The organism is Pseudomonas sp. P9_31 (assembly GCF_034008235.1).
Classification (GTDB): Bacteria; Pseudomonadota; Gammaproteobacteria; order Pseudomonadales; family Pseudomonadaceae; genus Aquipseudomonas.
The window spans coordinates 2,042,305-2,055,700 of the sequence record NZ_CP125375.1 but is presented as its reverse complement, the minus strand read 5'-3'; the positions used below and the strand labels follow the sequence as shown (position 1 = coordinate 2,055,700).

The 13,396-nt window shown below is 62.8% G+C and carries 1 protein-coding gene; it reads right to left on the bottom strand.

Going from position 1 to position 13,396, the window contains the following annotated elements:
• Positions 1 to 117 precede the first annotated feature (117 nt).
• Complete coding sequence (locus QMK51_RS09330; RefSeq protein WP_320393829.1) at positions 118 to 13,101, bottom strand: non-ribosomal peptide synthetase; 12,984 nt, start codon at positions 13,099 to 13,101, stop codon at positions 118 to 120.
• Positions 13,102 to 13,396 lie beyond the last annotated feature (295 nt).

Below are 13,396 nucleotides of genomic sequence, written 5' to 3'. Positions count from 1 at the left end.
AGTCAACCTTTGTGGTGTCTGCACTGACCCTTTCGCGAGCAAGCCCGCTTGTGTCTTGCGCAGGACTAATGTGGGAGCGGGCTTGCTCGCGAAGGGGCCTTCACAAACGTTAAAGAATCACAGCCCCTCCAGCTCCGCCATTAGGTCATTCAACCGATCCACCTTCTCCCCGGTAATGTCGCTCGCCGCCAACCCGTCGATGTACTCGGCCAACTCCGCGACCGTGCTGCACTCGAACATCGCCCGCAGCGGCACGTTGCGTTGCAGGGCTTTTTGCACCCGCGAGGCGATCTGGGTGGCCAGCAGCGAATGCCCGCCGAGCTCGAAGAAGTTATCGCGAACGCCGACCTTCTCGACCTTCAACACTTCAGCCCAGATATCCGCCAGGGTCTGTTCCAGCTCATTGCGCGGCGCCTGATAGTCCTGGCTCTGCAACTGGCCGATCTCCAGTGCTGGCAGGGTTTTTCGATCGAGTTTGCCGTTGGCGTTGAGCGGCATTTTGTCGAGCCACAACCAGTGCAGCGGCACCATGTACTCCGGCAGCTCGGCGCGCAGGCGCTGCTTGATGCGCTCCAGTCGTTCATTCGGGTTCAGCGGCGAATCCGCCGCGACCAGATAGCCGACCAAATGCTTGCCGTTGATGCCTTCTTGCACACCGACCGCTGCATCGCGAACCTCCGGCTGCTCGTGCAAACGCGCCTCGATTTCACCCAGTTCGACGCGGTAACCGCGAATCTTCACCTGATGGTCGATGCGTCCGACGTACTCCAGCACACCATCACTGCGACGACGCGCCAGGTCGCCGGTGCGATACAGGCGATCCCCTGGCGCGCCGAACGGGTTCGGCACAAACACCTGCGCAGTGCGCAACGGATCGCTCACATAGCCGCGACCCACGCCGGTACCGGCCACGCACAACTCACCCACCGCCCCCAACGGCACCAGCTCCAGCGCGCCATCGAGCAGGTACAAACGGTTGTTGTCGGTCGGCGTGCCAATCGGCAGATAACTGCCACGGGTCGAAGCCAGGTCGATACGGAAGAACGCCACATCGTCCGAGCATTCCGCCGGGCCATAAGCGTTCACCAAGCCGATGTCCGGGTAACGCAGCAACCATTGATGCGCCAGTTCCGGCGGCATCGCTTCACCGGTCGGCAGCATCCAGCGCAAGCCATCGAGGCTCATGCGGTCCTGGGCGAGCATGCCCTGAATCAGCGACGGCACGCTTTCCAGCACCGTGATGCCCTGGCTCTGGACGTGAGCCAGCAAGCCTTGCGGATCGTGGGCGATGCTGTTCGGCACAATGTCCACCCGAGCACCGAACAACGGCGCCGCGAGGAACTGCCAGACCGAAATGTCGAAGCTTTGCGAAGCGGTCTGGGCGATCACATCGGCGCCGCTCAATTTCAGGTACGGCACCTTGCTCAACTGGTTATTGAGCATGCCACGCTGCTCGACCATCACGCCCTTCGGCAAGCCGGTGGAACCCGAGGTGTAAATCACGTAGGCAAGATTATCAGGGCCGCTGTAAATGCCCGGGTTGGCCACCGAAACATCGCTCGCCTGCACGTCCTCCCAGACCAGCAATCGAGGTCGGTGGGCACAACCGATCTCTTCCAGCAGTGCGACGGCTTGTTCACGACACGCCTGAGTGCAGACCAGCAACGGTGTGCGGCTCAGGTCGATGATGCGGCTCAGACGCTGACTCGGCAGGCCCGGATCCAGCGGCAAGTAACCGGCACCGGCCTTGAAGCTGCCAATGATCATGCCCAGCAGATCGAGGTTACGCTCGGCGAGCAGCGCCACCGGTTGATCCAGTCCGACTCCGGTGGCAATCAGCGCATGGCCTAGGCGGTTGCTGCGCTGGTTCAGCTCAACATAACTGTGTTGCTGATCCAGGCAACTGGCGGCAATCCGCTGTGGATGCTCGGCGACTTGCGCTTCGAACAGTTCGACGTAGCTCTGCTCCAGCGGGTACTCGTGTTCACTCTGGTTGCAGCCATGGATCAGGAAGTCCTGTTCCTCGGTGCCCAGCAGCGGCAGGTCGGCCATGTCGCCATGGAAGCCTTCGACCAGTGCCAGCAACAGTCGCTTGAACTCACCGAGCATGCGCTCGACCGTGGATTCGTCGAAATAGCGTTGGTCGTAGGACAGGTGCAAACCCAGGTCATCCCCCGGATAGCAGACCGCCGTCAACGGGAAGTTGGTGTGAGTGCGGCCCGAATCCGAGGTGGCGTTGAGACTTTGCGCACGGTCCAGCACCGAGACTTCCACCGGGGCGTTCTCGAACACGAACAGGCTGTCGAACAGCGGCTGGCCTTTTGGCAACTCGCTGTTTTCCTGGATGCTCACCAACGGCAAGTATTCGTACTCGCGCAGCTGCATGTTGCTGTCGAGCAAACCGCTGAGCCACTGACGAACGCTGCAACGCTGATCGTCCTCGGGCATTTTCACCCGCAGGGCGATGCTGTTGATGAACAGCCCGACGGTGCGCTGCATCTGCGGCATCTCCACCGGACGCCCGGCCACCGTGACGCCGAACAGCACGTCGCGATCACCGCTCAAGCGGCGTAGCACCAGCGCCCACGCCGCCTGGGCGAAGGTGTTGATGGTCAGCTGATGGGCCTGCGCCAGCTCACGCAATTGCGCGCCATCCCGGGCATCGAGCCTTGCGTAGCGGTCGCCGACGATCATGCCGCCGCTGTCGCCGGCATGTTCACGCAGGAACGGCCGGTCGCTCGGAATCGGCGTGGTGCGCTCGAAACCTTGCAGGTTCTGCCGCCACCACTGCCGCGCTTCGGCCAGGCTCTGACGTTGCAACCAGCCGATGTAATCGCGATAGCGTGGCGGCACCGCCAGCTGCGCTTCCCGGCCTTCGCCGAGGGCGGTGTAAATTTCGAAGAAGTCGTTCATCAGCAGCGAACGGCACCAGGCATCGATGAGGATATGGTGGTTGCTCATCATGAACCAGTAACGCGCCGCGCCCACGCGGATCAAGCGCAGATGGAACGGTGCCTGATTGAGCAGATCGAACCCGGCCTCACGTTCGCTTTTCAGCAGCGATTGCAGTTTCGGCTCTTGCTCGGTTTCGGCAACCGCGCTCCAGTCCAGGTACTCGATCGGCGTGCTGCCCGGCTTGTGGATCACTTGCAGCATGTCTTCGCCGACGTTCCAGCAGAACGAGGCGCGCAAGGCTTCGTGTCGGGCGATCACCGCTTGCCAGGCCTGGGCGAAACGTTGCGGGTCGAGCTCGCTGTTGATGCGGTAGCGGTCCTGCATGTAGTAGAGGCCGGTGCCCGGTTCGAGCAAGGTGTGCAGCAGCATGCCTTCCTGCATCGGGGTCAGCGGGTAGACGTCTTCGATCATTGCCGCCGGCACTGGCAGTGCGTCGAGTTGCGGTTGAGTCAGTCTGGCCAGCGGGAAGTCCGACGGCGTCAGGCCGCCCGCGTTGTCGCTCAGGCAGTGCTGGATCAGGCTTTGCAATTCGCCCAGGTACGCCTCCGCCAGGTCGGTGATGGTTTGCAGATCGTGGCGTTCGGTGCTGAAGGTCCAGCGCAGCACCAACTCACCGCCGTATACCTGACTGTCGACGCTCAGTTCGTTGGGCAGCGGCGCATGCGGATCATGAGCCGCGCCGACCGGCTCATCGAGCGGACGGAACAACGCATCGCTGCCCAAGGTCTGGTCGAACTGGCCAAGGTAGTTGAAGGTGATCGGCGCCACCGGCAGCGCGGCCATGGTCTGCCGGCACACACCGTCGGCCAGGTAACGCAGTACGCCATACCCCAGGCCTTTATGCGGCACCGCCCGCAGTTGCTCCTTGATCGCCTTGATCGACGCGCCCTGTTCATTCATAGGTGTGAGGCGTAGCGGATAAGCGCTGGTGAACCAGCCGACGGTGCGGGTCAGGTCGATCTCGTCGAACAGGGTTTCGCGACCGTGGCCTTCGAGTTGAATCAACGCCGATTCACGACCGTTCCAGCGGCACAACACGCGGGCCAACGCTGTCAGCAGCAAATCGTTGACCTGGGTGCGATAGGCCGTTGGCGCCTGTTGCAGCAGTTGGCGAGTGCGCTCGCTGTCGAGGCGCACGCTGACGGTTTGTGCGTGGCGATTCTGCTGGCCGCCCTGAGGACGATCACACGGCAATTCAGCACTTGGGCCGGCCAGTTGCATCTGCCACCAGCTCAATTCTTCCCGCAGCGATTCGCTGCCGGCGTAAGCCTGCAACCGTGCGGCCCAGTCCTTGAAGGCACTGGTTTTCGCCGGCAGTTTTACTGACTGCTCTGCGTCCAGTTGACGATAAACCGTTTGCAGATCGTCCAGCAGCACCCGCCACGACACTCCGTCCACCACCAGGTGGTGAATAGCAATCAACAGCCGTTGTTGCCCCTCGGGATCATCGACCAGCAGCGCCCGCATCAGCGGCCCTTGCTCAAGGTCGAGGCCGCGCTGGGTATCGGCGAACAGTGCCGCGCCTTTGTCCAGGGTCGGCACGTGCACCTGCCACAGCACGGCAGCGTCGCAACCCCCTTGGTGCTCGGCCTGCCAATGGCCGGCGACTTCGGTAAAGCGCAGACGCAAGGCGTCGTGCTGTTCGATCACCGCCAGCAGCGCTTGCTCCAGACGATGCGGGTCCAGCGCCTCGGTCGGTTCCAGCAGTAATGCCTGGTTCCAGTGTTGACGCTGTGGAATATCGGTATCGAAGAACCAGTGCTGAATCGGCGTCAAACGCGACTCACCGCTCAGCAGACCTTGCTCGGCGGTGACCTGCCCGGTACGGGTCGCGACGGCGGCGAGGGTTTGTACAGTCTGGTGCTGGAACAGATCACGCGGGCTGAAGTGGATGCCCTGCTGCCGCGCACGGCTGACCACCTGGATCGACAGGATCGAATCGCCACCCAGTTCGAAGAAGTTGTCATTGAGGCCGACCTGCTGGACGTTCAGCACTTCGCACCAGATGCCGGCCAGGGTCAACTCAAGTTCGTTGCTCGGCGCCACGTACTGCTGACGGTTCAATTCCGGGTCCGGGGCCGGCAGCGCGCGGCGGTCGAGTTTGCCGTTGGCGGTCAGCGGCATGCTGGCCAGCAGGATCAGGTGGGTGGGCACCATGTAGTCCGGCAGCTGGGCCTTCAAGTGCGTCTTGAGCGCCTCACGCAGTGCGGTTTGTTGCGCCTTGTCCTGCTCGGCCACGTCAGTGACCAGATAGCCAACCAGTTGTTTGCCGCTCGGTGCATCGAGCGCCAGAACGACAGCTTCACGGATCGATTCATGTTCCAGCAGACGGGTTTCGATTTCGCCCAGCTCGATACGGAAACCACGGATCTTCACTTGATGGTCGATCCGGCCGAGGTACTCGACCAGACCATCGGAGCGTTGACGGACAAGGTCGCCGGTGCGGTACAAACGTCCGCCATTGGCGGCGAACGGATCAGCGACAAACCGTTCGGCGGTCATGCCCGGACGCTGGTGATAACCCTGCGCCAGACCAGCGCCGCCGACGTACAACTCTCCCGTCGCGCCTTGCGGCACCAATGCCAGATCGGCGTCGAGAATGTACGCAACGCGAGCGCCAATCACGCTGCCGATCGGCACGCTGCCCAGCCCTTCTTCCAATTGCTCGGGTGCCAGGCTGGCGAGCGGCATGACCACGGTTTCGGTCGGGCCGTAAGCGTTGAAAAACAGGCTCGGCTTGAACGCTGCGCGAATCCGCTGCAAGTGTTCGCCGGTCAGGGCCTCGCCACCGGTGATGCACATGCGTACCGGCAGGGTTTCGCCCTGGGTCGCCAGCCATTGCGCCAACTGGCTGCCGTAGCTTGGGGTGAAACCAAGAATGTTGATGTGGTGGCGACGAATCAGCCCGCAGATTTCTTGCGCATCCCACTGGCCTTGCGCACGCAGGACAACCTGCGCACCACTCAGCAACGGCACCAGCAGACGCTCGGTCGCAGCATCGAAGTTGATCGAATAGAAGTGCAGCTCACAGTCATCCGGGCGCATACCGAAGCGCTCGATCACGGCGCGGCAATGCATGGCGATTTCCCCGTGGGACACCACCACGCCTTTCGGTTTGCCGGTGGAGCCCGAGGTGTAAATCAGGTACGCCTGATGCTGCGGCAGGCTGATAAACGGCAGTTCGCTGGCCGGGTAATTGGCCAGGTCCGCGGCGTCGTCTTCCAGGCACCAGCGGCCAACAGTGGCCGGCAATTCACCGAGCGCCGCGAACATCGCCGCATCGCTGAGCAGCAAACCGATGCCGCTGTCTTCGATCATGTAGTGCAGACGATCCAGCGGGTATTCCGGGTCCAGCGGTACATAGGCGCCACCCGCCTTGAGGATCGCCAGCAAGCCGATGACCATTTCCAGCGAACGCTCCAGTGCCAGGCCGACCCGTACCTGCGGCCCGACACCCCGCTCGCGGAGCATCCAGGCCAGACGATTGGCGCGGCTGTCGAGCTCGGCGTAGCTCAAGGTTTGCCCGGCGAACGTCAAGGCCGGCGCATCCTTGCGCACCAGCGCCTGTTCGGCGAACAGATGATGGATGCATTGATCGAGGCGATGCTCGCCCGGCTCAATGCCGAGGCTGTCGAGCAGGTTTTGCTGTTCAGTGGCTTCCAGCAACGGCAGTTCACTGAGGCGTTGTTGCGGATCGGCCAGCAACGCTTCCAGCAGATTGCGCCAGTGCCCGGCCATGCGCGCAATGCGCGGCTCGTCGAACAAATCGGTGCTGTAAGTCAGGCAGCAACCCAGGCGATGGTCGAGGTCGGTGACTTCCAGATTGAGGTCGAACTTGGTCGCTCGCGCATCGTTGGCCAGGTACTCGACGGTCATCCCGGCCAGGGTGCGGCTCTGCTGGAATTCCCAGCGCTGCACGTTGCACATCACCTGGAACAGCGGGTTGTACGCCGCACTGCGCGGCGGCTGCAAGGCTTCCACCAGATGATCGAACGGCAGGTCCTGATGGGACTGGCCTTCGATCACGGTGTGGCGAACCTGCTCGAACAACTCGCCGACGGACATCTGCCCGTCGAGCTGGCAACGCAGCACTTGAGTGTTGAGGAATGCGCCGATCAGCCCTTCGCTTTCCGGGCGAATACGATTGGCCACCGGCGCGCCGATGCGCAGATCAGTCTGGCCACTGTAGCGGTAAAGCAGCACCGCCAGCGCGGCGGTCATGGTCATGAACAGGGTCAGACCGTTGTCTGCGTTAAAGGCACGAACTCGCGCCGCAAGGTCATCGCTCAGATCGAAGCGGAACAGCTCGCCCTGATGGCTTTGCACCGGCGGGCGCGGACGATCGGCCGGCAATTCCAGCAGCGGATGTTCGCGGCCCAGTTGCGTGGTCCAGTAATCGAGCTGGCGCTGACGTTCGCCGGATTCCAGCCACTGGCGCTGCCACACGCTGTAATCCAGGTACTGCACCGGCAGCGGTTGCAGCGGTGATTCGCGGTCATCGACGAACGCTTCGTAGAGCGCGCTCAACTCCCGGGCGAAGATGTCCATCGCCCAGCCTTCGGTGACGATGTGGTGCAAGGTCAGCACCAGGTAATGCTCCTGCTCGGCGGTCTTGACCAGGCAGGCGCGCAGCAACGGTCCGGTTTCCAGGTTAAAAGGCGTGTGCGCCTCGCTGTCGGCCAGTTGCTGAACCCGTTGTTCGCCGGTGCCGACCGCCAACGCGGAAAAATCCTTCCAGTCCATGCGCAGGCCGGTGTCCGGGTGAACCTGTTGCCGGGCCACGCCGTCGACGCTCGGGAACGTCGTACGCAGGGTTTCGTGACGCATGATCAGCGCTTGCAGCGCCGCTTCGAAACGCCCGACATCCAATACGCCGCGCAACCGCGCCATGCCGCCGACGTTGTAGGCCGGGCTGTCCGGTTCCATCTGCCAGAGGAACCACATGCGTTGCTGGGAATAGGACAACGGCACCGGTTGGCTGCGGTCGACTTTCTCGATCGGTGGCTGCTTATTGGTTTTGCCGCTGGCCTGGATCAAGCGAACCTGTTCGGCGAATGCACCCAGTTCGCTGTTTTCGAATAGCGCCCGCAACGGCAACTCGACGTCGCAGGCCTGGCGGGTGCGGGAGATGATTTGAGTGGCCAACAGCGAGTGGCCGCCGAGGGCGAAGAAGTCGTCGCGCAAACCGACCTGTGTTTGGCCCAGCACTTCACCCCAGATGCCGGCGATTTGTTGCTCCAGGGCAGTGACCGGTTCGACGTGTTCGCGGACTTGCCACTGGGGTTCCGGCAAGGCGCGACGGTCGAGTTTGCCGCTCGGGCTCAGGGGCATTTCGTCCAGACGCATGAGTTGCGCCGGGACCATGTATTCCGGCAACTCGGCGGCCAGCGCTGCTTTCAGACGTACGCTTTGGGTGTCGACGTCTTCAGTGGAGTCAGTGGCGGTGTAGTAACCGATCAGCTGACCGCCGGCCGCCGTTTCGCGCACCAGCACCACCGTTTGGGCGACGCCGGGCTGCGCCAACAACCGCGCTTCGATTTCTTCCGGCTCGACACGAAAACCACGCAATTTGACCTGCTGATCGAGACGACCGAGGTATTCGATCACGCCATCGGCGGCCCAGCGCGCACGGTCGCCGGTGCGGTACAGACGCGCGCCCTGCTCGCCCAGCGGATCGACCACAAAACGTTCGGCGGTCAGCCCCGGACGGCCCAGATAGCCCCGAGCCAGACCGACACCGCTGATGCACAGTTCACCCGGCACACCGGCCGGTACAGGATTGAGGTCACTGTCGAGCACGCGGCACAGCACGTTGCCCAATGGCCGGCCAATCGGCGAGCGTTCGCCATCAGCCGTTGTGCAATGCCAATGGGTGACGTTAATCGCGGTTTCGGTCGGGCCGTAGCGGTTGTGCAATTGCACCGCCGGCAGTTGCGCCAGCACGCGGTTGCGCAGTTCGGCGGGCAAGGCTTCGCCGCCACAGAACACCCGGCGCAGGCTGGTGCATTCGGCGGTCAGCGGTTCGTCGATGAACAATGCAAGCAGCGGCGGCACAAAGTGCAGCGTGGTCACGCCGTACTGCTGAACCAGTTGTGCAATGCGATGCGGATCGCGGTGCTCACCAGGACCGGCGATCAGCAAGCGGGCACCGGTGATCAACGGCCAGAAACACTCCCACACCGACACGTCGAAACTGATCGGCGCCTTTTGCATCAGCACATCGGTTTCGTTCAGGCGATAGGTGTTCTGCATCCATTGCAGACGTTCAGCGAGCGCCGTGTGAGTGTTGCCCACGCCCTTCGGCTGACCGGTGGAACCGGAGGTGTAAATCACGTAGGCCAGGTTGTCGCCATGCAGATGCAGGCCTGGTGCATGGCTTGGCCAGTTCTCCAGATGCAGGGCATCCATGGCGATCACGCTGACGCCATCGGTGGCCGGCAAGCGCTCGAGCAATTCGGTTTGAGTCAGCAGCAACTCGACGCCACTGTCGCTGAGCATGTAGGCCAGGCGCTCGGCCGGGTAATCCGGGTCCAGGGGCACATAAGCGCCGCCAGCCTTGATGATCGCCAGCAAGCCAATCAACAACTGCGGCGAACGCTCGGCGGCGATGGCCACGCACACGTCCGGGCCGACGCCTTTGTCGCGCAGGTAATGCGCCAGGCGGTTGGCCTGGGCGTGCAATTCGGCGAAGTCCAGGCTACCGCCGTCCCACAGCAGCGCGGTGCGCTCCGGGGTTTGGCGTACTTGTTCGTTGAGCAACTCCGGCAACCACTGCTGCGCCGGGTTGCAGGGAGCAACACTCCAGTCATTTTGCTGATCGTGTTCGGCGGTGGTCAGCAGTTGCAGGTCGCCGATCGCTTGTTGCGGACGTTCGCAGACAGCTCGCAGCAGGTTGGCGAAATGCCCGGCCAGACGCCCTATAGTCGCCGCGTCAAACAACTCGCTGGCGTAGTCGAAAGACAGGCTCAGACGACCATTACGGTCTTCTTCGCTGTGCAGTTGCAAGTCGAACTTGGCTTCGCGGCTGTGCCACGGCAGCTCTTCGGCGAGCAGCCCCGGCAAACGACGCAGGGCGCCGAGATCCCGTTGCTGATGGTTGAACATGACTTGGAACAAGCCTTGTTCGCGGGCCTGCGGGAAGGCTTCGAGCAGTTGCTCGAACGGCAGGTCCTGATGCGCTTGCGCCCCCAAGGCGGCTTGACGGGTTTGCGCCAGCAACGCCATGAACGGCAGTCGTGAATCCACCTCGGCACGCAGCACCTGGGTGTTGATGAAGAAGCCGATCAGCCCCTGGGTTTCCAGGCGCGGACGGTTGGAATTCGGCACGCCGATGCGAATGTCCCGTTGGCCGCTGTAGCGATATAGCAAGCTCTGGAATGCCGCGAGCAGCAGCATGAACGGCGTCGACTCATGAGCCTGGGCGGTGTGGCGAATGGCATCGCTCAGGCTCGCGTCCAAACGCAACGTGTGGCGGGCGGCGCTGTGCGTGTGTTGTGCCGAGCGCGGATGGTCGGTGGCCAGGCTCAGGGTCGGATGATCAACGCCCAGCTGCTGTTTCCAGTAAGCGAGTTGACGCTCGCCCTCCCCTTGCGCCAGCCACTGGCGCTGCCAACTGCCGTAGTCGGCGTATTGCGTCGGCAAGGCGGGAAGGCTGGCGGTCTGGCCTTGAGAGGCGGCCGCATACAACCGTGAGAATTCGTCGATCAGCACGTTCAGCGACCAGCCGTCGGCGATGATGTGGTGCATGGTCACCAGCAGTTGATGGTCGTCATCGTCGAGGCGTACCAGGGTCACCCACAGCAGCGGACCTTTCTCCAGATCGAACCGGGTGCGGGCTTCGTCCTCGCGGATGTGCTGCGCGCGGGCTTCACGCTCGATGGCTGGCAGGTCGCTGACGTCGATCACTTGCAGGTTGAATTCGCCGGCAGCAATGACCTGTTGCAGGGCCACACCGTCCCGTTCGAAAAACCGTGTGCGCAGGGATTCGTGACGTCCGATCAGTTGCTGGAAACTGGCGCGCAAGGCGTCTTCGTCCAGTTCGCCGCGCAGGCGCAGGGCACCGGGAATGGTGTAGGCACTGCTCTGCGGGTCGAGTTGCCAGGTGATCCACAGACGGTTTTGCGCCAGGGATTGCGGCATGGCTTCGCTGCGCGACAGCGTGGTGATCGCGCCTTGGGCCAGGCCGCCATCCTGTTGTTGCCGGGCGACCGCGGCGGCGAATGCGCCAAGGGTCGGCGCTTCGAACAACAGGCGCAGATTCAGCTCCAGAGCCAATTCTTCACGCAGACGCGCGACCACTTGAGTGGCGGCGATGGAGTTGCCGCCGAGCAGGAAGAAATGGTCATCGGCACTGACCTGTTTGATGCTGAGCTGTTCGCACCAGATTTTACCGATCAAGGCTTGCAGCTCAGAGCCCGACTCAGTTTCAGACGTGCTGGCGATCTCTGCGGGCGGAAATAGTGCATAGCTGTCGAGGCTGCCTTCGGTCAGACGATGGCGGCAGGCCGAGCGTTGCACCTTGCCGCTGGACGTCTTGGGCAGCGCCCCCGGATTGAGCAACACCACCACGCTCGGCGCCTCCTGATACGCCTCGGCCACCGCCTGGCGGATGGCTTTGATCAGCGCCTCAGGCGGGAGGATTTTCTGCACGCTGCGGCTGATTTCCGCAGCGATACCGATGCCTTCCTGCCCCTCGATGTTGACCGCGAACGCCGCCACGCGACCTTTGCGCACCACCTCCACTTCACGCTCGATGGTCTGCTCGATGTCCTGCGGATAGAGGTTGTGACCGCGCACGATCAGCATGTCTTTCAGGCGCCCGGTGATGAACAATTCACCGTCGCGCAAGAAGCCCAGGTCGCCGGTGCGCAGCCAGGTACGGCCGGCGTGCTGGACGAAGGTCCTGGCCGTGGCTTCGGGGTTGCGCCAGTAGCCATGGGCGATGCTCGGCCCGGCGGCCCAGACTTCACCGACCGCATTGTCGGCGAGTTCTTCGAGCGACACGGAATCGACAATCAACACCGCGTGATCCGGCTGGCTGATGCCGCAACTCATGATCGAGCTGCCATCACCCGGTTCGGCACGGTTTTGCGCCAAGGCCTGATCATCCACGCGCAACACTGGAATGCCTTGGCCACGCGGGCTACCGGCAACGAACAGCGTGGCTTCCGCCAAGCCGTACGAGGCCATGAAGCTGTCCGGCGTAAAGCCGCAGGTCGCGAACTTCTCGGCAAAACGCTCCAGGCTGTCGAGGCGAATCGGTTCGGAACCGGAATACGCCACGCGCCAGCCACTCAGGTCGAGGCGTTCCAGGGCTGATTCGCTGACCCGTTCGCTGCACAACCGATAGGCGAAGTCCGGCCCGCCGCTGATGGTGCCGCCGTATTCGCTGATCGCTTCCAGCCAGCGCAACGGGCGACCGAGGAAGTACGCCGGCGACATCAACACACACGGCACACCGCTGAAAATCGGCTGCAACAGGCCGCCGATCAGCCCCATGTCGTGGTACAGCGGCAGCCAGCTGACGATCACATCGTCAGGGTTGAGGTCGATGCCAAAGCCGTGACGAATCAATAGTTCGTTGGCCACCAGGTTGCCGTGACTGACTTGCACACCTTTGGGTAACGCGGTGGACCCGGAGGTGTATTGCAGGAAAGCGATGTGCTCGCCTTGCAGGTCCGGCGCAACCCAGCGTTCGGCCAGGGCGTTGTCGAGGGTGTCGACACACAGCAGCGGCGGCGCCCCGTTGATTTGCGGCAGGGCGTCGCGCAGATCCGCGCGGGTCAACAGCAAGCGCGGCTCGGCATCGCTAATGATCGACAACAGACGTTCCTGGTGATGACGACGGGTCGACTCCGGCGGATAGGCCGGCACCGCGATCACCCCGGCGTACAGGCAACCGAAAAACGCCGCGACGTAATCCGGGCCGCTGGGAAACAGCAGCACCGCGCGATCGCCGAATGACACCTCAGCCTGCAACGCGCCGGCAATGGTTCGCGCCCGTTGATCCAGCTCACGATAACTGAGCACCACAGCCTGATCCTGGGTTTCGGCGAGAAAACGCAAGGCCACCCGGTCCGGCGTCAGGGCCGCGCGGCGCTGAAGGGCTTGGACCAGTGTGCTAGGGAGTTCGAACGCGTCGGTCATGAGGTTTCCTGCCTGAATTCGGCTTGCAAGTGGAATCGGTTTTCGTACGTCACGCCCGTTCACGGGCATGCAGGACGCGGTCTTCGCCGACCGCGCAAGGCATTGGGAATGCTGTTTTGGCCGGGGCTTGCGCCCGCAGCCAGTCACCAATGAGAACGGATGAGGTCTTGAAATAATTAGTCGCCGGGCTTGAGCGCCAGCAGGCTTGCGGTTAGCGGATGAGTCAACGTGTCACGGTTTTCACTCCACACCTTGGCGGAGCATTAATTCTCTTTCTCAATTGACAATCATTATC